Consider the following 21,611-nt stretch of genomic DNA (forward strand, 5'->3'; position numbering starts at 1 on the left):
TGAGCCGCACTGCTTGACACGGCTCTCTCCCAGAGTTCTCATTGGTTAGAATAGGTTTCTTGTAAAAACGCTATTGATTGACTAATTAATTCTTTTAAGACTTCTACATCAATGTCTGCGATTTTATTGATGTAAACACATGCCTTTCCGGATTTATGCTTTCCGAACTTTTCCAGCAACTCATCACGTTTTGTATCACCCGTTGCAAAATACAGACTAAAATTGGATTTTCGTGGTGAAAAGCCTACAAACGGGGCATCCCCTTCATGACCAGACGCATATTTATAATGATAGGAACCGAAGCCGATAATACTGGTTCCCCACATTTTTGCAGGATATCCGCTGGTTTCAGTAAAAATATCTAATAGTTTATATGCATCTTCTCGTTTCTTCGGGTGTTCGACACTTTCGATAAATTCAATGACACTGCGGTCGTTTTCTTTTGTTTTTAATTCGTACATATTGGGCAATCTCTCCTCTTTTATATAAATTTCTATGAGCTACCCTTTTGTTTTGCCTCGTTTCTTTGTTACCATTACTGCGATAAACCCGCATATAAAAATGATGAATAATGTTAATTTTACATAGTCTATCCAATGAAACGGGGCGTCATGTTCATACTCTGCTTTAAGCCAATCATTTTCATGTACTTCCACTGCGATGGCTGATTCAGTCGAAATCCCTTTTATTTTATAATACTTAGTTCCGATTGGGTAAGCGTTCGAGGCATTACCATAATATTCACCAGTCATATCATCTGCCCTGCTTTTTACTTTTCCAATGTACTTTTCAATTTCTTGTCTAGGTACTTTTTCTTCCGTTACCTCATAGACATTCCGATCCCAAACAACAAAGGGATAGGCCCAGGTAAGGGCTTGGCCGGAAGAATGAATAAATAAGGTTAATAGAAAAATAAGCAAAGAAATTTTTTTCATGGGCACCTCCGAAATCTTATATAAATAATTCGATCACACACCTTATTTTTCCTTTTATAATATCCTCTAACTTTTATCCTACCTATCAATCTCTTAAATAGGAAAAAAGAATGGATTTTTAGCGGAATATTCAAAGTTTTATGTAAATATTGTATATTCAAACTATCATGTACAAAGGGTGTGATAGGTTTAATGGTGGCTAATAAAATGGCAAGAACACTGTTTTTATTGATCCTCATGGCTATGGTTACTTTTGTACCATTTACAACACCGGAAAAAACAAAAGTGGTGGAGGCATCTAAGGAGACAACAGAAGTAGTTGTCAGTCAATCTCCTGATTTACAAGCAAAAATCGATGCGATATTAAATGATGAACGACTTCAGGGAACTTCAACTGGAGTAAGTATCAGAAATGCGGACACAGGAGAAGTTTTATATTCTTATTATGGCGACATGCGATTACACCCTGCTTCGAATATGAAGCTACTGACAACGATTGCTGCATTGGAGACACTTGGTGAGGATTATCAATTTACAACAGAAGTTTTAACGGACGGAAGTATCACAGGAAATGTTCTTCAAGGAAATCTATACATAAAAGGAAAGGGAGACCCAACCTTATTGGAGAAGGACTTTGACCAGTTTGCCAAGGATTTAAAGGCAAAAGGAATTCAACAAATCAATGGAAACTTAATTGGTGATGACAGCTGGTATGATGATATCCGTTTATCCCAAGATTTAAACTGGTCAGATGAGTCTTACTACACAGGGGCTCAAGTTTCAGCTCTCACCCTATCACCTAATGAAGACTATGATGCGGGAACCGTAATAGTTGAGGTTACACCGTCAACTGAGGTAGGCGGCAAAGCTCAAGTTAAAGTAACGCCTGAAACAGATTACGTCACCATATTGAATAATACCGAGATGGTGGCTGCGGGACAATCAAAAAGGATCTCGATTGAGAGAGAACACGGAACGAATAACATTGTGGTAGAAGGGGTAATGCCTTTAAACGGAACGACATCAAGATCGTGGGTTGCCGTTTGGGAACCAACCGGATATGCATTAGATGTATTTAAAAAATCCCTTAAAGAACAGGGAATTGCATTAGTTGGGAACGCAGATGTAAAAGTAGGAGTTACACCAGAAAATGCGACTGTTCTTACCGCTAAAAAATCAATGACTTTAGAGGATCTCCTCATTCCATTTATGAAACTAAGCAATAACGGACACGGCGAAACATTGACAAAGGAAATGGGGAAAGTCGTTTATGGAGAAGGCAGCTGGGATAAGGGTCTGCAAGTTATAGAGGAGGTTATTACCGATTTTGGAGTCAATGGAGACACCATTTTACTTCGTGATGGTTCCGGAATGTCTCATAAAAACATGATTCCGGCAAATGAAATCACGCAGCTGCTTTATGCGGTCCAGGATGAGAGCTGGTATCCTGCGTTCGAACAATCACTGCCAGTTGCTGGCGAATCTGACAGATTGGTCGGTGGAACATTACGTTCTCGTATGACTTCAGAACCAGCAAAAGGGAATGTAAAAGCAAAAACTGGTTCTTTAACAGGAGTCTCTACTCTTTCCGGTTATGTAACATCAGCTGATGGAAAGAAATTGATTTTCTCTATCATGTTTAACAACTATCTTGGTTTTTCAGCTACATCGATTGAAAATTCGATCGCTACCACACTTGCCGGTCACGAATTTTGAATAATAAGGAAAAAGCTGTTCCGGACCTGGAACAGCTTTTTGTTTAGATTAACCTCTTCTCTTTAAAACTTAGCTATACACTAATAAAAAAGCTTTGAATGAAGTACTTCTATCGCCTGTTCGATTTTTTCTAAATCTTCTTTAGAAGCATCTTTTATTCGTTCCAGGAATCGGGCTTCTAAACGGGAAAAGGCTTCATTCATCATCTCTTCCCCCTTTTTTGAAAGGCGAATGACCTGCTTTCTTCGATCTTCTCTATCATCCATTTTTTTGATTTTAAAAAGATAAATGATTAAAGACGTCGATAAAAAATTCTTTATCGTAAATGAAAAAGATGATGATATTTAACTGAAATAATAAACACAACAATCAGAAAAGTGAGATTTTACTATTGTAATATCATATGATCACTAGTTATTATAGATAAAAATGGGAGGTGAAAGAATGGAGAACAACGTAAATAAAAAGGTTTTAATTGCTAGTTTAGTAGGAAGTTCCATTGAGTGGTTTGACTATTTTCTTTATGGCACCGTGGCAGCCCTTGTATTTAATCAGGCATTTTTCCCAAGTGAGGATCCAACTATCGGTACTATGCTTGCTTATGCTACTTTTGCATTGTCTTTCTTCATACGTCCGTTAGGTGGAATTATTTTTAGTCATATTGGGGATCGGATCGGACGGAAAAAAACGCTTGTCCTCACCCTTTCTTTTATGGGAGGGGCTACCGTACTCATGGGAGTACTGCCAACTTACGAATCAATAGGCATAGCAGCACCAATCCTATTAATTGTTTTGCGGCTGATACAAGGAATTGGACTTGGAGGAGAATGGGGAGGTGCTCTTCTTTTAGCAGTCGAGTATGCACCGAAAAACAAACGCGGCCTTTTTGGAAGTATTCCGCAAATGGGTGTTACCATCGGTATGCTGTTAGGAACATTGTCATTATCGATTATGACGCTGCTGCCTGAAGAGGCCTTTATGACGTGGGGCTGGAGGGTTCCATTTATTTTGAGTGCCCTGCTTGTTATTTTCGGACTATGGATCCGTAAGGGCATTGATGAAACACCTTCTTTTAAAAAGTCCCAAGAAAAAGGAGAAATCGCAAAAGTTCCTTTCTTGGAAACAATGCGGACGCACTGGAAGGAAGTTCTGATTGCGGTTGGAGCAAAAGTAGTAGAGACGGCACCGTTTTATATTTTTGGAACCTTTATCGTCTCCTACGCAACTACACAGTTAGGGTTCTCAAGAACCATTACATTAAGTGCAGTTACGATTGCGACTATTGTTACAACCCTATTAATCCCAATCATGGGGAATCTGTCAGATAAGATTGGCCGCAAGAAGCTCTATGTAGGCGGAACGATTTTTATGATTCTGTATGCGTTCCCTTATTTCTGGCTGCTTAACCAAGGTTCGGCTATCTTCCTGATCCTGGCTACTGTATTAGGTCTTGGGGTTATTTGGGCTCCGATTACAGCTGTACTTGGTACGATGTTTTCTGAGATCTTTAAAACCAATGTGCGCTATACAGGGATTTCACTCGGATACCAAATTGGCGCGGCTGTAGCTGGAGGGACCGCACCACTTGTGGCAACAGCACTGCTAAATGCATATAACAATTCATATGTACCAGTTGCCTTGTATATTATTTTGGCATCTATTATCTCACTGATTGCCGTTTCGGCAGTCCGTGACCGTAATAACCAAGATTTAGACGCAGAAGATGCTGCATAACATAATCTAAGGAGGAATCGCCTTGTGCGATTCCTTTTTGCTAAAGGGGAGATCATAATACCGTGCTATTATTATCAGAACAACAAATCCGATCCATTTATACGATGAAAGACGCCATTCAAGATGTTGAATCGGCTTTGCGTGATTATACGGAAGGTAAAATTCTAAACCCTCAACGAACTGTTCTTGATCTTCCTGAACAAAATGCCTCCTCTCTTTATATGCCGAGTGCCATGGAATCTGCAGGAAAAATGGCAGTAAAAGTGGTCACAATCTTTCCAAACAATCCATTCCAGGGAAAGAAAACCACACAGGGAATCATAGTGTTGAGTGACACCAATACAGGTGAACATCTAGCTTGTTTAAATGCTTCTTACTTAACGAGATTGCGAACAGGAGCCGTAAGTGGAATTGCAACCAAATATCTTGCTAAAGAATCTGCCTCCGATGTTGCAGTTATCGGGTGCGGGGCTATGGCAAAAGAACAGCTTCAGGCCGTTCTTGAGGTGCGAAATATAAGGTCGATTATGCTTTACAATCGGACGAAAGAAAAGGCTAAGAATTTTGCTGAAAAAATTAAAGAGATTAACCCTATATATAATGGCTTGATTACGATCATGAATGATGCTGATGAAGCTGTTTCAAGGGCTGAAATTGTTATTTGCAGTACCCGCTCGGAAACACCTGTTTTTTCAGGGGAAGTCCTCAGAAAAGGGACTCACATTAATGGCGTAGGTTCCTATCTTCCCCATATGCAGGAGGTTGATGAGGAGACACTGTCCCGATGTTCGAAGATCGTCGTGGATACGCTAGAAGGCGTGAAGGATGAGGCAGGGGATTTCATTATCCCAGCAAATAAGGGAGTCTGGAATTTCTCAATGATCGATGGGGAAATTGGCGAACTCGCTGCAGGACAAATTAAAGGGCGAGAAAGCGACGAGGAAATTACTTTCTTCAAATCAGTTGGGATGGCTTATTTTGATTTGGCTGTTGCAGCAGCTGCTTATGAAAAGGCGAAAAGAGCAGGCATCGGGGTTACTGTAGAAATAGGATGATTGAATATCGAGGTATGAATTATGTATCCTTAATTAAGGAATTTTAAAATTTTATTGGGAGATATATAAATGGATAAAGTCATAGAATCTTATTTTCAAGATCTTGAATCCCAAGATAAAAACATACAATATAAAGCTTACCAACAAATAATGACTGCTACTGAAGAAAAAGTGGACTGGGCATATGAGGTTTGGGATCGGTTGAAGAATAATTTAACTGACCGAGATAACCACAAACGGTCACAAGCAGTCCAATTTCTTTGCAATTTGGCAAAAAGTGACCCTGAGGGAAGGCTACTTGAAGATTTCCATGCCATATGGGAAGTCACCAAGGATCAAAAATTCGTAACGGCAAGACATAGTCTGCAATCGATATGGAAGATTGGCCTTGCAGGAACAGTGCAAAAAGAGTTGGTATTAAAATCTCTAGCAAGTCGGTTTATAAATAGTACTCATGAAAAAAACTTCACACTAATTCGATTTGATATTATTCAAAGCCTAAGGAATTTGTCTGACGAAATAAAGGATGAAAAGGTTAAACAAATAGCCTTAGAATTAATTGAAAAAGAGGAAGATCCAAAGTATAAAAAGAAATATGCTTCCGTATGGAAAAATGTTTAGCAAACTACTTAATAAAAGGCTATGTTAAACAACGTTTAATGACCTTACAAATACCCCTCTGCAACGAACGAGGATACCTCATATTTGGATTCGTTTTATTGAATAGCAAGGAATATGAGAATACAGCGGCGAATAAGAAGAATATGTTGGTTAAATCGTGCCTGTTTACTGTGACCGACACGAACACCAAACTTCGGCTTTCTGCTTATTCTTGTTAAGCTAAGGGCAGAAGTGTTTAATCTACCATCCTCCGTTAAACTAAAGTTGAATTCGGTCAGGACCGGACTGTGCACATTAGCAATCCAAGAGAAACCGGGCCTGCTGTTGTATGATAAAATGTAGACATAAAGGAGGCTACATATGGGACGTATAATCCTGATGATGAATGTGACACTGGACGGTTGCTGTGACCACACGCAGGTGATTGCGGATGAGGAGCTCCACCAGTATACGGTGGACCTAATGGACCAGTCCGATGGTCTGCTTTTTGGACGTAAAATCTACCAGCTGATGGAAAGTGCCTGGCCAGCCATTGCCAGCAGCGGCGACGGACCTCAATTCATGGTCGACTTCGCACGCAAGCTCGATCGGAAACCCAAGTACGTCTTCTCGCGGACACTGGATCACGTGTCGTGGCAGAACTCTTTCTTGTTGAAGGGGCCCGTTTCCGAAGAGGTGCCACAGCTTACGGCAGAAGGGAAGAACCTAGTCGTTAACGGCGGTCCCGGCCTCGGTTCCACCCTGGCACAACTAGGCTTGGTGGATGAGTATCACTTCCTGGTACAGCCAATCGTTGCCGGACGTGGCCCCCAATTATTGGGGGGAGTTCATGATCGACTGAATCTGAAGCTGAGCGGGACCAAATCCTTCGGCTCCGGCGTTGTGCTGCTCCGATATACGCCCGTTCGTTGACTGCTTGGCTGATTACTGCGGCTTGGCACTGCCAAACGAATACGTACGAGCACAAGATGAAGCCGGCAAACATTTGTCGGCTGCTTCGTCTATATCTCGAGGAGCATCTCTGTTCCAACCTGGTAGGGTAGGATATAGTTAATGTGGTGACAGACAGATCTTTCCTCCGCTGAGCCACCTGTTGTGACAAGCTGCCTACGGTGGAGCAGGAGGTCAATACGATGAGCGAAGGAAACAGACAACCCTACATCAGTTTGTTAAGCTAACGGGAAACGATAGCTCAATAAACCGCCTTTTTATCAAGGCGGTTTTCTTATCGTTAAAAATCAACATTAGAATTTAACATAGCCTAATAAAAAAGTGTGTTTTGGGAAGTAAACTCCCTAAGACACACTTTTTCTATATTCCAATCGAAAGTTTTTTTTCTTGCACCGTGTAAATTCGATATAAAAGCAAGGCAGTCACCGATAAAATAATGCCTGAAATATAAGGTAAACCAATGGTAATAGAAAAGAGCCAGCCTCCTAAAGGCGGTCCGATAATTCTTCCGAGTGAATCAAAAGACGATAAAAGTCCGGTGGTACTGCCATGACCTGATTTTGACCGCTTTGTTAATAAAGAGGAAACACTTGGACGAATCACACCATTCCCAACACCAAAGATCGTTAAGAAAATGGCAGCTGTTATAAAATTATCAACAAATAAGATAAGGAAAAAGCCGAGTGCTGAAATGGCAATTCCAATCTGAATCACAAAACCTTCTCCAAATTTTTTTGTTAATCTTCCCACTGCTCCGCCTTGTACAATCGCTCCTGAAAGCCCCATAATCATAAAAATATAGCCTAAATCAACTGAGCCTAAGCCAGCTTTTTTAGCTGCGAAGTAAGCGAAGGTCGCTTCTAAGCCGGATAGGGATAGTGAGATGAATAGCTGAAGAAAAAACAAAAACGATAAAGGGCCATTTAATGCTTGTAGTAATGGCGCTTTTTTACGAGAATTGTTATTTTTATCTTCCATATGTAAGGATTCCTTTAAAACGAATAGAACAAGAAGAAACGTTACTAAAGAAGAAAATCCTGCCAGGTAAAAAGGCATATGTAGGCTTTCTTGCGAAAACACGCCACCAATTGCAGGACCAAAAATAAACCCCATCCCGACAGAAGCTCCAATGATTCCCATTCCTTTGCCGCGGTCTTCTTCTGAAGTAATATCAGCGACATACGCCATGACTGTCGGCATGTTAGCAGACGATAAAAATCCTCCGATAATTCTTGCAGCAAATAGCATCCATAGTTGAGTGGATATTGCCATCAGGAAAAAAGAAAGGGATAATCCAATAATCCCTATCATTATAACGGGCTTCCTTCCAATCCGGTCAGAAATTCTCCCCCACATCGGTGCAAAAAGCAGCTGCATAAAAGAATAAACTGCCATTAAAAGTCCGAGCTGGGTAGGAGATGCCCCCATTTCTTCCGCATAAAAGGGCATAACAGGTATAATAATTCCAAATCCCACCATCACAAGAAACATGACAGCGAAGAGAATCGGTAAAGCTTTTTTAGATTCCAATTAAGGTTCACTCCAATATAACGGACTATTTCTTTTCTATCATAGAGTAAAAGAATTTGGAATGCGAGTCTAGTTTTTACTAGTTTGCTGCAAAAAACGAGTGATTACGAAACAAATTTTAACAAAAAGAAACAGTTCCTTAAACGATTCCTTAAATATTTCCATTTTGTTTGTAGAGTTTCTCCATACTTCAAATGGAAGGCCATAATGACTAATTAAGGAAATATTATTATTTATCGGTCATATTGAAAAACAAGCTTTTTACCACCTGCTTTTTAGAGCGTATGGGTTACAATAATAAAAACGTTTCTTTTTCATAACGCAAAATGAAAATAATGGGAATATCGAATGTTTCAAAAAAGGAGACATTCAAATCAAATAAATACCGTAAAAGGAGTGGTTCAAATTGTCTGAACAATACAAGCTGGCGACCTTTGCAGGGGGCTGTTTCTGGTGTATGGTTTCTCCATTTGATGAACAGCCTGGAATTAAAGAAGTCATTTCAGGTTATACAGGCGGGCATAAAGAAAACCCTACCTATCAAGAAGTTTGTTCTGATACAACTGGACACTATGAGGCTGTTCAAATTAAATATGATCCTAAAGTCTTTCCCTATCAAAAGCTGTTGGAGCTTTTTTGGCAGCAAATAGACCCGACTGATCCGGGAGGTCAGTTTAATGACCGTGGAATATCGTACAGAACAGCCATTTTTTATCATGATGAAGAACAAAAGAAACTGGCAGAGGAATCGAAGCAGATGCTTGCAGAAAGCGGCCGCTTTAAGAAGCCTATAGTTACTGAAATTTTACCGGCAGGTCCGTTTTACAGGGCTGAAGAATATCATCAAGATTATTATAAGAAGAATCCATTTCACTATAATCTCTATAAAGAAGGCTCTGGAAGGGCTCGTTTTATTCGCGAGAATTGGAAAAAACGCAAAAGTGACGAGCAATTACGAGAGGAACTCACCCCCCTGCAATATGAGGTAACTCAAAATAATGCAACAGAGCCGCCTTTTCAAAATGAATTTTGGAATAACACAGAAGACGGAATCTATGTAGATATTATTTCAGGAGAGCCTCTCTTTAGTTCAACAGACCAATACGATGCTGGCTGTGGCTGGCCAAGCTTCACAAAACCATTGCGCCGCTCTGATCTTGAGGAAAGGTTAGATACATCATATGGAATGAGACGAATTGAAGTCCGCGCAAAAGAGTCAGACTCTCATCTAGGCCATGTTTTCGATGACGGCCCTGGACCAGACCGCGCAAGATATTGTATAAATTCGGCTGCTCTCCGGTTTATTCCAAAAGATAAGCTTGAAGAAGAGGGATATGGTCAGTTTTTAAGCTTGTTCGATAAATAAAATCTTTTATAAGGGTCAGACCTCATTGGGGTCTGACCCTTGCTGTTATTCATATGTGTATATATGGTAGAATAATGCCACTATAGATAAGATCAGGTTTTTTAGAGGTGAAAGCAATTGATACATCTGCCAAAAGATTTTTTAGAAAAAATGAGAGAGTTACTGCAGGATGAATTTGAAGCTTTTCTTAATAGCTATGAAGAGGAACGGCAACAAGGGTTAAGAGTGAATACATTAAAGATTACGGTAGAAGAGTTTCAAACCTTGAGCCCTTTTACATTGAAGCCGATTCCTTGGGTCGAGGAAGGGTTTTTTTATAAAGATGAAGAGCGTCCCGGAAAACATCCATATCATGAGGCAGGACTTTATTATATTCAAGAACCAAGTGCGATGGCGGCTGGTGAAATAGTCGATCCTAAGCCAGGAGAGAAAGTGTTGGATTTGTGTGCGGCACCTGGCGGAAAATCGACTCATATGGCAAGTAAAATGAAACAATCGGGGTTTTTATTAACGAATGAAATTCATCCAGCCCGGGCCAAAATTTTATCGCAAAACATTGAACGGATGGGAATAAGAAATGCTGTGGTTACGAATGAGACCCCTGAACGGTTAGCGAAAAGGTTTCCGAATTATTTCGACCGGATTATGGTTGATGCCCCGTGTTCTGGTGAAGGAATGTTTCGCAAGGACCCAGAAGCATGTTCAGAATGGAGTGTAGAAAATGTCGCAAAGTGTTCAATTCGCCAAATAGATATCCTGAACCAAGCAGCAGAGATGCTCCGGCCAGGCGGAAGGCTTGTTTATTCAACCTGTACGTTTGCCCCGGAAGAAAATGAGGGAGTTATTAGTCAATTTATTGTAGATAACCCTTCCTTTGAAATTGAAGAGACGAATATTTATGAAGGATTTTCTCGAGGACGCAAGGACTGGACTGAAGATAGAACAGCTGCTCTCGAAAAGACGATTAGGCTCTGGCCCCATAAACTCCAGGGTGAAGGGCACTATATCGCGGTTCTGCGAAAAACAGGGGGAGAGGATCCGCCAAAGCTAAAGAAGGCTGAAGTCTTAAAAGATCAAAAACCACTAAAGGATTATGTTCAATTTGTAAAGGAGACATTACAGATCACTCCAAAGGGGCAATTCTTGTTATTTGGGGATCAATTATATCTGGTTCCTGACGAAATGATTGCACTTCAAAACCTAAAAGTGCTTCGACCAGGCTGGCATTTAGGGACAATCAAAAAAAATCGGTTTGAACCATCTCATGCCATGGCATTGTCGTTAAAGGGGAAAGAGGTTCGCTATACATGGAATTTTGCTGCAGAATCCAAAGAACTTGCTGCTTATTTAAGAGGAGAATCAATCCCGGCGGCAGGGCCAAAAGGGTGGTATTTAGTCCAAGTCGATGGGTATTCAATTGGATGGGGAAAACTCTCAAATGGCATTTTAAAAAATCATTATCCTAAAGGGTTGAGGTGGATGTGAAATAAGTTTTGGCGCAGATAAAAAGAGAAATGACGCTAAAATATAAAAACCCGCCAATTATGTCGGAATCCCTTCTCAAAAGCTGTTGATTCATTTCAACAGCTTTTTTTTGATAGAATTAAAATCCTCTTTTTGAAAGAGTAATTGTATTCAGATTTGAGACATAATAAATAAAAAGTAACTTTTTTAAATAACCCAGTTATTCTTACTTGACTGATTGGATTAGTTAGAATAATATATCTCTCAGTAAAACAGAAAGATTGTATAGGAGGGGACATCATGACGAATTTCCTTATTGCCGTGAATATAGCGGTCATGCTCTTGCTAATGGCTGGTTTATTCATGATGCAAAAAAGACATGTATCGTTTTCAAAGCGTGTATTTACCGGTTTAGGTTTAGGTCTTATATTTGGATTTTTAATTCATTTGGTTTATGGAATGACTTCTGACGTTACGGTCAGAACGATTGATTGGATTAACATTGTCGGAACCGGTTATGTTAAGCTGTTGCAAATGATTGTTATGCCGCTTGTCTTTATTTCTATTGTAGGGGCATTTACGAAATTAAAACTAACCCAAAACATCGGGAAAATTAGTTTTCTTGTCATTGCACTATTGCTTGGAACAACGGCTATTTCTGCAGCGATTGGAATTGGTTCTGCATTAGGCTTCGGGTTGGATGGCATGGAGCTTATCGAAGGAGAAGAGGAAGCTGCTCGTAATGCTGAGCTGCAGGAAAGAGTCACCACTGTTGAAACGATGACCATTCCCGGACAAATTCTTGAACTTATCCCAGGTAATCCATTTCATGATTTAACTGGAGCTCGCCCGACCTCAACGATTGCGGTTGTTATTTTTGCAGCGTTTATCGGGTTTGCTTACCTTGGTGTAAGACGGAAGGATCCTGAACATGGCGAAATGTTTGCCAAAATTATTGATACGTTATATGCCATTGTGATGAGAGTCGTAACTCTAATTCTTCGCTTAACTCCTTACGGAATTTTAGCGATCATCACAAAGGTGGCAGCAACCAGTAATTACGATGCAATTGTAAATCTAGGAACCTTTGTAATAGCGTCTTATGTGGCATTGATTCTAATGTTCCTTGTTCATTTATTATTGTTATCACTAGCGAAATTAAGTCCTGTACACTACGTGAAAAAAGGATTGCCGACTTTAACATTCGCATTTAGTTCCCGTTCGAGTGCCGGAACTTTGCCTTTAACAATCAAAACCCAAACAAAAGATTTCGGTGTGTCTGAAGGGATTGCCAACTTTGCCGGATCATTTGGTCTATCCATAGGTCAAAATGGATGTGCTGGCATATATCCTGCGATGCTGGCAGTAATGGTTGCTCCAACTGTAGGCATTGACCCAACCAGTCCATCATTTATCATATCTCTGATCTTAGTCGTTATGATCAGTTCATTCGGAGTAGCCGGAGTCGGCGGCGGGGCTACCTTTGCTGCACTTATTGTATTATCTGTAATGAATCTGCCAATTGCCATTGTAGGTTTGTTAATTTCGGTTGAACCGCTCATTGACATGGGGCGGACAGCATTAAATGTAAGCGGAGCTATGACTTCTGGCGTATTAACTAGCAAAATCACAGGTGACATTGACCAAGAAGTTTACAAACGCCAAGACATCGTGGAAGAAATGGCGGAAGCAAAATAAAACGAAGCATAGGCTAGGAATAAAGGTGGAAGTGGAACTTACAATCGTTCCTCTCCCACCTTTTTATTTACTCATGTATAATAGGGCTATATCAAAAATACTCGATAACATATCAATGTTAAAATGCCCCTTAAAAGGAAGGTACTTATGTCAGAAGAAAACATTACAAGACTTGAGGTCAATGGAAAAGAAATAATCTTAATCGGAACGGCACATGTATCAAAGCAAAGCGCAGATCAAGTAAAAGAGGTTATTGAAGCAGAAAGACCGGATTCTGTCTGTATCGAACTAGACGAACAAAGATATAAGTCGATTACGGAAGGTAATAAATGGAAAGAAATGGATATATTTAAGGTCATCAAGGAAGGGAAAGCTTCTCTCCTTCTAATGAATTTAGCTATTTCCTCTTTTCAGAAAAGGATGGCTAAGCAATTTGGGATCCAAGCGGGGCAGGAAATGATTCAAGGCATAGAATCTGCCAAAGAGGTTGGTGCTGACCTTGTATTAGCTGACCGAAATATTCAAATCACTTTTTCCCGGATTTGGCATAATGTTGGATTTTGGGGAAAAATGAAGCTGCTCGCGCAAATATTAGTGAGTATTTTTAATAATGAAACCGTTACTGAAGAGGAATTAGAAAAGCTAAAATCACAAGATATGCTGGATGCGATGCTTCACGAATTTACAGTAAGCTTTCCGCGCCTAAAGGTTCCTTTAATTGATGAACGGGATCAATATTTATCCCAGAAAATTAAAGAAGCCCCTGGGAAAAAGATTGTTGCTGTTTTAGGAGCTGCGCACGTACCTGGTATAACAAGAGAAATAAAAATGGAGCATGATTTAAAGCAGCTTACAAAGCTTCCGCCTAAATCGAAGGCTCCAAAAATTATTGCATGGTTCATTCCGATTTTTCTTTTATCGGTCATTGCTTATACTTTTTATGCCAACCCGGAAGCAGGTCTTCAGCAGACCATTAGCTGGATTTTATGGAATGGGACTTTTTCAGCGCTTGGTGCAGCTATTGCTTTAGGCCACCCGCTTACGATTGTGACAGCCTTTATTGCCGCCCCGATTACCTCGTTAGATCCGATTACGGCAGCAGGGTGGTTTGCCGGATTTGTACAGGCTTATTTCAGCCGTCCGACAGTCAAAGACTTTGAAAGTCTTACAGAGGACGTATTTAGTGTCAAAGGGTTCTGGCGAAATAAGGTAACTCGTATTTTACTTGTTGTCGTCTTGTGTAATTTAGGAAGCTCCATTGGAACATTTATTGGGGGAGCAGATGTCATTCGTTTATTCTTTGAGAATTTGTAATGTGAAATGACTGGGGGTCTTTGATGGATTGGATTGCAATTCAGCCGTATATTAAGGTTCATCGGAAAGTTGATGGCACAGAGCAAATTAGACTCGAGGATAAACGGTACCTTTATATGTATCCAAATAAAATTGTTTCTAAATATCACGAGTTTTCGATTCAAGATGTTTTGGATATCACATATAAACCCTATGGAGAAAATGTAGGTCTTCTCTATTTGCATACAAACGGGGGCACATACTCCTTTACTGTAGAGAATTCTCCGCATGCATTTATTGATGCCTTCAAAGCAAGGAAATAAACCTTATATGAGAAAGGAGCAAGGTATTTGCAAGCTCCTTTACAATATGAACTTCGCAAACCCAAAATATGCGATTCAGTCTGTCGATTGAGTTTCTCTGTTTATTTCACACGGTGAACACGACCCTATTTTCCCGATAGCGTCGGGACAAGCCAACCACGACTTTTTTAAACAGCTAGGTGCAGATGTAACATATAAGGAATACTCTGAAGGACATGCTGTATCATTGCAAAACTATCAGGACTTTATCGAATGGATTTATGATCGATTGGAAAAAGGACTCGAATTGAAGGCTCTTTAAAGCGACAATCTTATAAAAAATGGAGGCTACCCAAAATTTATATACTAGGGTAGCCCTGATTTTATTTCCGATACATTTTAAACTCTAAGAACAGTTCGTTATAAAAGGCGAGATTTTTACTGCCAAGGTCTTCATACACTTCAAGTTTATCAGCAATTTCTGGCGGCGGATAAAAACGTTCGTCCTCAACCATGTCAGGAGGCATATATTTAAGTGCCTCTTTATTTGGTGTCGAATAGCTGACGTATTCAGTATTCTGTGCAGAAATTTCCGGATCAAGGATAAAGTTAATAAACTGGTGAGCTGCATCGACGTTCTTCGCTGTTGAAGGGATTACCATGTTATCAAACCAAAGGTTAGATCCTTCCTCAGGAACGACATACTCAATATCTTCATTTTCCCACATGATCTCAGCCGCAACACCGGACCAGACAAGACCAATCGAGGCTTCTCCATTGGCAAGAAGCATTTTGATTTCATCTCCAACGATGGCTTTTACATTGGGATATAGTTTCATCAATTTTTCTTTAGCTTCTTGTAAGTGCTCAGGATTCGTATCATTTAATGAGTAACCTAAACTATTCAAGCCCATTCCCATTACTTCCCGGGCACCGTCCACAAGGAGAATTTGATTTTTTAGATCTTCATCCCATAAATCATTCCAGCTTGTAATTTCCTTTCCGCCTATCATAGCTGGATTATAAACGATTCCAACCGTACCCCAGAAATACGGAACCGAATATTTATTTTCCGGGTCAAACGGAAGGTCCATAAAGCGTTCATCAATATATTGAAGATTAGGAAGCTTAGAATGATCCAATGGTATCAGCAAGTTTTCCTTCCTCATTTTCTCAATCATATAGTCAGATGGAACCGCAATATCGTAAGTTGTTCCGCCTTGTTTGATTTTCGTCATCATCGCTTCATTGCTATCGAATGTTTCATACACAACTTTAATTCCGGTTTCTTCTTCAAAACGTGAGACTAAATCAGCGTCGATATAGTCTCCCCAGTTATAAATGGTTAGTGTATTGCCATCTGAGAAACCCTGTGATGAATTTAGCCTGGAGATGGCATATAAAAGTACTGCGGATACAAGGATAATGACTAGAAAAAATCGGACAAGCTTCTTCATTTTTGTCCCCCCGTATCTCTAGGTTTATTTCGTTGAGTAATAAAGTAATAGACAACAACGAGCAGTAAAGTGAACAGGAAGAGCAAAGCAGACAATGCATTGATATTCAATGAAATACCGCGCCGTGCAAGTGAATAGATTTCAACTGAAAGCGTTGTGAAGCCGTTTCCTGTTACAAAGAATGTGACGGCGAAATCATCTAATGAGTATGTAAAAGCCATAAAGAAACCTGCAAGGATGCCTGGTGTAATAAACGGCAAAATAACTCTGCTTAGAACACTCCACCAACTTGCTCCCAAATCTCTAGCGGCATCAATTAAAGTCGGACTCATCTCATTTAATTTAGGCAGCACCATCAATACCACAATCGGAATACTAAAGGCGATATGAGACAAAAGAACGGAAACGAATCCGAGCTGGATTCCGGCAATTGTAAATAGGATTAAAAAGGAAGCGCCAATAATAACATCCGGGCTAACCATTAATGTGTTATTTAAAGAAAGAAATGAATTGCGCACTTGATTTTTTTTGATGGAATGAATAAATAAAGCCCCTAGTACACCAATAATGGTAGCGAATAAAGCAGACAGTAAAGCGATTACTAATGTGTTAAGGACAATGACCAAAAGTCTTGTATCCTGAAAAAGCTCCTTGTACCAATCAAGGGTAAAGCTATCAAAGTTATACATCGTTCCCCCGCTGTTAAAGGAATACAAGATCAGGAAAAATATCGGTGCATAGAGGATGATAAACATTATAATTAAAAAGATTCTGGCTAAGGGTGATACTTTTTCTTCCAAATTACACACCCCTCTTTCGATTCCCTGTGAGAAACATCATCACAAACATAATCACAATTAATACGACAGCAAGGGTTGAACCCATTCCCCAGTCCTGAGTTACAAGGAAGTGCTGTTCGATCGCAGTTCCAAGGGTAATAACACGGTTCCCTGCAATTAACCTTGTAAGCATAAATAAAGATAATGCCGGGATAAAAACGACCTGACACCCTGATTTTACTCCGTCTATTGTCAGCGGAAAGATAACCCTGCGAAAAGCAGTCCACTTCGATGCTCCTAAGTCTTTTGCCGCATCGAGTAAAGTTGGGTTAATATCATTTAAAGAATTGAAGATCGGCAAAATCATAAATGGAATAAAGATATATACAGATACAAAAATAAAACTAAAATCAGTAAATAATAACTGCTGTGAGCCGATTCCAATTACCTCTAAGAAGCTGTTCGCAATGCCGTATGTACCAAAAATACCGAGGAAGGCATAGGCTTTTAAAAGCAAATTAATCCATGAAGGAACAATAATTAATAATAGCCAAAGCTGCTTATGCTTCGTTTTCGTTAATAAGTAGGCTGTTGGATAAGCAATTAATAATGTTATGGCTGTGATTAAAAAGGCATACCAAAATGAGCTTAAAGTCATTTCCAGGTAAATGGGTGTAAAAAACTTTTGGTAATTAATCAGTGAAAAATTGCCCTCGATATCAAAGAAAGAATAGTAGAGAACGAGAATAATAGGTGCGATAACAAAAAGAATAATCCATAAAGCATAGGGTACCATATATAGATTGCGGGTAAGCTTATTCTCCATGTCCATCTCCAGCCGTATAAGCTTCTAGTCGCTTATCAAATTCTTCTTCTGTTTCGCCAAATCTCATAACATGAATAGCCTCTGGTTCAAAATAAAGTCCTATTTCATCACCGACAGCTGCTTTTTTCGTTGAATGGACAAGCCATTCATTCCCATTCTGATCATAACAGCTGATTTCGTAATGAACCCCGCGGAAAAGCTGAGAGTCAACCCGAACTATTAGTTTTCCGCGTTCTACAGATGTAATTTCTAAATCCTCAGGACGGATTACAACTTCAACAAGCTCATTTGGATTAAAACCTTTATCTACACAATCAAATTGGCGGCCAACGATTTCAACCAAATAATCATGAATCATTTTTCCGCTAACGATATTAGATTCTCCGATAAAATCTGCGACAAAACGATTAATTGGCTCGTCATAGATATCAGTTGGAGATCCGCTTTGTTGAATCTTTCCTTCATTCAAAACAAAGATTTCATCAGACATGGCCAGAGCTTCCTCTTGGTCATGCGTAACAAAAATAAAGGTGATCCCCAGACGGCGCTGGAGCTCACGTAATTCGTACTGCATTTCAGTACGAAGCTTTAGATCCAGTGCGGATAAAGGTTCATCTAAAAGGATAACCTCAGGCTCGTTTACAATCGCACGGGCAATCGCGACACGCTGACGCTGACCGCCAGACATCTCCCGTATTTCCCTGGTTTCGTAGCCATCCAGGTTGACGAAGCTTAGCGCTTCCTTCACTTTTGCTTCGATTGTTTCTTTCTTTAACTTTTTAATACGAAGACCGAATGCCACATTTTCAAAGACATTTAAATGCGGAAAGAGAGCATAGTCCTGGAAGACTGTATTGACCTGACGTTTGTTCGCAGGTACGTGATTAATCTTTTCACCATTAAAAAAGATGTCTCCTTCAGATGGCTGGGTAAACCCTGCGATTAAACGGAGAATCGTAGTTTTTCCGCATCCGGAAGGGCCAAGAAGTGTATAAAACTTCCCTCTCTCAATCGCGAAGTTGACCGATTTAAGTACAGGCGGATCACTGTCGTATTGCTTTGTGACGTTTTTAAACTGAATGATAGACTGGTTTGCCATAGCAATCTCCTTCCACTACTAATTAGAATTTGCCATGACTGCAGGAATGAGGGAGATTACCAATGCGTTTATCGACGGCAAGGTTTTAATTCCTCTAAAAAAAGCGTTTATTTACAGTCTGTTCGACAAATTCCAACAATTACAATTCGGAACCATTATACATGAATTGCAAAAAAATTCAATCATTCTTTAAAGTGAGTTAATTTACAAATTCTCCATTTCCCAGCTGTTTTTTTAAAAGTAAACATAACCATCATAAAACGATTAAAGCTATACTATGGAAAAAGAGTTCAAATCGTTAAGATACTTACCCTACATATACTTTTTTAAGAAAGGAGAGGAAAGACATGAAAGAAAGAATGGTAGTTTCCTGGAGCGGAGGAAAGGACAGTACAATGGCCCTCTATAAAATTTTACAAGATAATCGCTATATCGTAGATTCATTGCTTACCACTGTTACAGAGGGTTATAACAGAATCAGTATCCATGGTGTTCGCGAGACTTTATTGGTAGAGCAGGCAAAATGCCTTGGATTGCCCTTAAGAAAGGTATACATTCCTCAGAATAGTTCAAATGAAGTTTATCAGGAAAGAATGAATGAACAGTTAATACAGATAAAAGCGGAGGGGATTGATACGGTCTTATTCGGTGATATTTTTCTTGAGGATGTAAGGATTTATCGGGAAAAGCTGCTAATGCCGCTTGATATGAAGGCTATTTTTCCTTTATGGGGTATACCGACGAAGGAATTAATAGAGGAATTTATTGGTCTTGGCTTTGAAACTGTGACAACTTGTATCGATACGGAAAAATTGACCGATGTATTTTTAGGGCGTTTCATTGATTATGCTTTTATTAACGAATTACCTGAAAATGTGGATCCATGCGGGGAGAATGGGGAGTTTCATACTTTTACATTTGCAGGACCCATTTTTAAACAGAAAATTCCATTTAGAATAGGTGAAAAAGTCGACAGGGGCAGATTTCATTTTTGTGAATTGGCAGAAAAAATCAGCCCTGATTCAGGCACTTAAAGCTGAATATTAATAAATCTTGAAGATTGTAAAAAATATAAATTCTACTATATTCTTACTCCTTTACCATGTACACTTAAAGTACTGGGGTATTAAGGGGGAATGAGTTTGAAAAAGTTTAGTAAACAAGAGAGAAGCTGGATGTGGTATGATTGGGCCAATTCGGCTTATTCAATCATTATTACTACGGCTGTTTTCCCGCTGTATTATAAAGCGGTTGCTGATAATGCGGGAGTAAGTTCAGTTGATTCTACCGCCTATTTAGGCTACACGATTTCAATTGCTACCTTTATCTTAGCGATGATTGGACCGATTTTAGGAACGATGGCCGATTATAAAGGAATGAAGAAAAAGTTTTTCTTATTCTTTTTTATCATGGGAACAGCTTCAACAGTTGGATTATTGATGGTTCCCGCTGATAATTGGCTATTATTATTAGTGATTTATACAATTACTTCGATAGGTTTTCGGGGGGCAAATGTCTTTTATGATGCGTTTCTTGTCGATGTATCATCAAAAGAAAGAATGGACGATGTATCCGCACGGGGATATGGCTTAGGCTATATTGGAAGTACGATTCCATTTATTATAAGTATTGCGGTTATTGTTTTGTCGCAAATGGAAATTCTGCCGTTTTCAAGTTTAACGGCAAGCCGCATTGCCTTTCTGATTACAGCTGTTTGGTGGATCGCCTTTTCGATTCCTCTTATTAAAAATGTCCATCAGATTCATGCGATAGACCGTGAACCAAGAATCATTGTGAACAGCTTTAAGCGTCTGGGTCAAACCTTTAAAAATATTACTCAATACCGTGCCGTCTTTATCTTTTTAATCGCGTATTTCTTTTATATCGATGGCGTGGGAACGATTATTTCGATGTCCACTGCATATGGAACTGATTTAGGGCTAGGTGCAACTGCTCTCTTGCTTGCCTTGTTTGTAACGCAAGTAGTAGCAGCCCCTTTTTCCATTCTTTTTGGGAAACTGGCTAAAAAGTTTACAGCAAAGAAAATGCTGTACGTGGGGATCGTTGTTTATACAATTGTCTGTATTTACGCGTTCTTTTTAGATACAGTGGTTGATTTTTGGATTTTAGCGATGCTGGTCGCCACTTCCCAAGGAGGAATTCAGGCATTAAGCCGTTCCTACTTTGCCCAGCTGGTACCAAAAGAGAAATCCAACGAATTTTTTGGCTTCTATAACATTTTCGGAAAGTTTGCATCGATTCTTGGACCGATTTTGGTTGCTGCGACTGCGCAAATGACAGGCAGTTCCTCAGCAGGTGTCTTTTCACTTGCGATATTGTTCATTATAGGTGCAGTCATTCTTAAATTTGTACCTGATGCTGAAACCTATAACGCCGATCAAAACAAAACCATTGGGCATTCATCTTAAAGATGAGCCCTTTTTTTATTTAGAATTAGATTCTTAGGTAAAGGTCTGATTTCTGGCGTTTGGGTGATAACGCTTTTCTTTGTGAGCGGACATGAGATCCGTTATTTCCATAAAAACCTTAGTTTTCATGATATGATCGGACATACGTTCCGTTATTTAATCAAAATCAATGTAAAATCTCTAAGATTTAGTAGAATAACGGAACCAGTGTCCTAAAATTTGAGAAATCACCCGATTTGACACAAATAACGGAACTGGTGTCTGATAAAAAGTTTGCAGCGGCAGCACTGAAGCTTCGACACCGGCTTCGGTCAAACAGGCGCCAAAAACACCTGATTCTGTTGAAATGTCAACCG

At 39.7% G+C, this 21,611-nt stretch carries 21 protein-coding genes; 13 read left to right on the forward strand and 8 right to left on the reverse strand.

Translation table 11 applies throughout. The annotated features are described in order from the left end of the window. Positions 1 to 38: 38 nt before the first annotated feature. Together CRO56_RS00380 and CRO56_RS00385 are read right to left on the reverse strand one after the other, a co-directional pair. Positions 39 to 461 carry a DUF1801 domain-containing protein gene (locus CRO56_RS00380; RefSeq protein WP_097156620.1) on the reverse strand — a complete coding sequence of 141 codons (423 nt, stop codon included), beginning with the start codon at positions 459 to 461 and terminating at the stop codon, positions 39 to 41. Between the two features lie 39 nt (positions 462 to 500). Next, positions 501 to 935, reverse strand: coding sequence for a hypothetical protein (locus CRO56_RS00385; protein ID WP_097156621.1), 435 nt, complete (start codon positions 933 to 935; stop codon positions 501 to 503). Positions 936 to 1,142: 207 nt separating this feature from the next. Between CRO56_RS00385 and dacB the strand changes: the two genes are divergently transcribed. After that, positions 1,143 to 2,651, forward strand: coding sequence for a D-alanyl-D-alanine carboxypeptidase/D-alanyl-D-alanine endopeptidase (gene dacB, locus CRO56_RS00390; RefSeq protein ID WP_245855531.1), 1,509 nt, complete (start codon positions 1,143 to 1,145; stop codon positions 2,649 to 2,651). 80 nt (positions 2,652 to 2,731) lie between these two features. On the opposite strand, the gene CRO56_RS23355 is transcribed toward dacB, so the two are convergent. After that, positions 2,732 to 2,854, reverse strand: a complete 123-nt coding sequence (locus CRO56_RS23355; protein WP_281257266.1) for a hypothetical protein — start codon at positions 2,852 to 2,854, stop codon at positions 2,732 to 2,734. 241 nt (positions 2,855 to 3,095) lie between these two features. On the opposite strand from CRO56_RS23355, the gene CRO56_RS00400 reads away from it, so the two are divergent. From CRO56_RS00400 to CRO56_RS00415, 4 genes are all read left to right on the forward strand, one after another. Beyond that, positions 3,096 to 4,385 (forward strand): MFS transporter, encoded by a 1,290-nt coding sequence (locus CRO56_RS00400; RefSeq protein ID WP_097156623.1) that lies wholly within the window; start codon positions 3,096 to 3,098, stop codon positions 4,383 to 4,385. A gap of 62 nt (positions 4,386 to 4,447) precedes the next feature. Beyond that, a complete protein-coding gene (locus tag CRO56_RS00405) occupies positions 4,448 to 5,440 on the forward strand; it encodes an ornithine cyclodeaminase family protein (protein ID WP_097156624.1) in 993 nt (330 codons plus the stop codon). Positions 5,441 to 5,509: 69 nt separating this feature from the next. Beyond that, the gene (locus CRO56_RS00410) at positions 5,510 to 6,061 is read left to right on the forward strand and encodes a hypothetical protein (RefSeq protein WP_097156625.1); all 552 of its coding nucleotides are present in this window, start codon (positions 5,510 to 5,512) and stop codon (positions 6,059 to 6,061) included. 360 nt (positions 6,062 to 6,421) lie between these two features. Next, on the forward strand, positions 6,422 to 6,973 hold the full coding sequence (locus CRO56_RS00415) for a dihydrofolate reductase family protein (RefSeq protein WP_097156626.1): 552 nt from the start codon (positions 6,422 to 6,424) through the stop codon (positions 6,971 to 6,973). Positions 6,974 to 7,372: 399 nt separating this feature from the next. Here the strand turns inward: CRO56_RS00415 and CRO56_RS00420 are convergent, their stop codons facing one another. After that, positions 7,373 to 8,542, reverse strand: coding sequence for an MFS transporter (locus CRO56_RS00420; RefSeq protein WP_097156627.1), 1,170 nt, complete (start codon positions 8,540 to 8,542; stop codon positions 7,373 to 7,375). Positions 8,543 to 8,948: 406 nt separating this feature from the next. Between CRO56_RS00420 and msrA the strand changes: the two genes are divergently transcribed. The 6 genes from msrA to CRO56_RS23540 all read left to right on the forward strand — a co-directional run bounded on the left by msrA (position 8,949) and on the right by CRO56_RS23540 (position 14,987). After that, positions 8,949 to 9,908, forward strand: coding sequence for a peptide-methionine (S)-S-oxide reductase MsrA (msrA, locus tag CRO56_RS00425; RefSeq protein ID WP_097156628.1), 960 nt, complete (start codon positions 8,949 to 8,951; stop codon positions 9,906 to 9,908). A 117-nt stretch (positions 9,909 to 10,025) separates the two neighbouring features. Continuing rightward, on the forward strand, positions 10,026 to 11,393 hold the full coding sequence (locus CRO56_RS00430) for an RsmF rRNA methyltransferase first C-terminal domain-containing protein (protein WP_425427145.1): 1,368 nt from the start codon (positions 10,026 to 10,028) through the stop codon (positions 11,391 to 11,393). A gap of 279 nt (positions 11,394 to 11,672) precedes the next feature. Continuing rightward, positions 11,673 to 13,070, forward strand: a complete 1,398-nt coding sequence (locus CRO56_RS00435) for an L-cystine transporter (RefSeq protein WP_097156629.1) — start codon at positions 11,673 to 11,675, stop codon at positions 13,068 to 13,070. 147 nt (positions 13,071 to 13,217) lie between these two features. Further along, positions 13,218 to 14,384: a TraB/GumN family protein gene (locus CRO56_RS00440; RefSeq protein WP_097156630.1), complete on the forward strand. Its 1,167-nt coding sequence runs from the start codon at positions 13,218 to 13,220 to the stop codon at positions 14,382 to 14,384. 23 nt (positions 14,385 to 14,407) lie between these two features. After that, positions 14,408 to 14,686, forward strand: a complete 279-nt coding sequence (locus tag CRO56_RS00445) for a hypothetical protein (RefSeq protein WP_097156631.1) — start codon at positions 14,408 to 14,410, stop codon at positions 14,684 to 14,686. A 103-nt stretch (positions 14,687 to 14,789) separates the two neighbouring features. Further along, positions 14,790 to 14,987, forward strand: coding sequence for an alpha/beta hydrolase (locus CRO56_RS23540; protein WP_425427163.1), 198 nt, complete (start codon positions 14,790 to 14,792; stop codon positions 14,985 to 14,987). A 61-nt stretch (positions 14,988 to 15,048) separates the two neighbouring features. On the opposite strand, the gene CRO56_RS00450 is transcribed toward CRO56_RS23540, so the two are convergent. The 4 genes from CRO56_RS00450 to CRO56_RS00465 are packed head-to-tail and all read right to left on the reverse strand — an operon-like array spanning position 15,049 to position 18,826. Then, entirely contained in the window at positions 15,049 to 16,122 is a 1,074-nt protein-coding gene (locus CRO56_RS00450) for an ABC transporter substrate-binding protein (protein ID WP_097156632.1), read from the reverse strand. Further along, on the reverse strand, positions 16,119 to 16,922 hold the full coding sequence (locus CRO56_RS00455; RefSeq protein ID WP_097156633.1) for an ABC transporter permease: 804 nt from the start codon (positions 16,920 to 16,922) through the stop codon (positions 16,119 to 16,121). Before CRO56_RS00455 ends, CRO56_RS00450 begins: the two co-directional genes overlap by 4 nt. 1 nt (position 16,923) lies before the next feature. Then, a complete protein-coding gene (locus CRO56_RS00460; RefSeq protein WP_097156634.1) occupies positions 16,924 to 17,727 on the reverse strand; it encodes an ABC transporter permease in 804 nt (267 codons plus the stop codon). Continuing rightward, positions 17,717 to 18,826, reverse strand: coding sequence for an ABC transporter ATP-binding protein (locus CRO56_RS00465; protein WP_097156635.1), 1,110 nt, complete (start codon positions 18,824 to 18,826; stop codon positions 17,717 to 17,719). Before CRO56_RS00465 ends, CRO56_RS00460 begins: the two co-directional genes overlap by 11 nt. Positions 18,827 to 19,173: 347 nt before the next feature. Between CRO56_RS00465 and CRO56_RS00470 the strand changes: the two genes are divergently transcribed. Both CRO56_RS00470 and CRO56_RS00475 read left to right on the forward strand, forming a co-directional pair. After that, positions 19,174 to 19,860, forward strand: a complete 687-nt coding sequence (locus CRO56_RS00470; protein ID WP_097156636.1) for a Dph6-related ATP pyrophosphatase — start codon at positions 19,174 to 19,176, stop codon at positions 19,858 to 19,860. Between the two features lie 102 nt (positions 19,861 to 19,962). Continuing rightward, positions 19,963 to 21,255, forward strand: a complete 1,293-nt coding sequence (locus CRO56_RS00475; protein ID WP_245855532.1) for an MFS transporter — start codon at positions 19,963 to 19,965, stop codon at positions 21,253 to 21,255. Positions 21,256 to 21,611 lie beyond the last annotated feature (356 nt).

The sequence above is a fragment of the Bacillus oleivorans genome (genome assembly GCF_900207585.1).
Classification (GTDB): Bacteria; Bacillota; Bacilli; order Bacillales; family JC228; genus Bacillus_BF; species Bacillus_BF oleivorans.